This is a genomic window from Parafrankia sp. FMc2 (genome assembly GCF_041008525.1).
Classification (GTDB): domain Bacteria; phylum Actinomycetota; class Actinomycetes; order Frankiales; family Frankiaceae; genus Parafrankia.
In genome coordinates this window covers 1-593 of record NZ_JBFLUG010000505.1, presented here as the reverse complement: position 1 = coordinate 593, position 593 = coordinate 1, and the positions used below count along the sequence as shown (strand labels likewise).

The following is a 593-nucleotide window of genomic DNA, read 5'->3' as shown; positions in this document are numbered from 1 at the left end:
GGTTACCGGTGCCGCGCACGATCGGGGTCTGGCCGACCGGCGCCCAGGTGGTACCGGAGTGGAAGTCCGTCCGGATCGATGCCTCGTCACCGAAGAAGATCGATGCACCCGCGACCTGGGCTTCCGCGTGGATTTTCGGGTAGTCGACCTGCTTCCACCGTGCGACGTTTTCATGGTCCTGTTCCCATGCTCGCGTCAACGGGCGCTGCGGCGAGAGCCCCATCCGCCGCAGCAGCTTGCCGATACCCTGGGCTGTGTACTCGATCCCGAACTCGCGGCGGATCAGCTCCCGTACCATCTCGCGTGTCCATAGGGCGAAATCAAACTGCATCTGCCTCGGGTCCCGGCCGACAATGAGCTTCCACAACTGTGTGGTCTGCTCTTCCGAGAGTCGCGGTGGACGTCCGGATGCCGCCTTCACTTTCAGCGCGTCAGGCCCACCCTCGTTCCGCGCTTGTAGCCAGCTGTACACGGTGGAAACGCCGGCGCCGAACGCCAACGCCGCATCTCGCGGATGCATACCCCTGTCCACTGCGTTCAACGCAAGTAGCCGGACATCCTCCAGCATGCGTCGAGGAATGCGAGAACCGGAC

At 63.9% G+C, this 593-nt stretch carries 1 protein-coding gene; it reads right to left on the bottom strand.

Features of this window, described 5'->3' with window-relative positions; all coding sequences use genetic code 11:
- Positions 1-520, bottom strand: a 520-nt coding sequence (locus tag AB1460_RS38160) for an IS630 family transposase (RefSeq protein WP_368967482.1), incomplete at its 3' end; no start/stop codon positions are given.
- Positions 521-593: the final 73 nt, after the last annotated feature.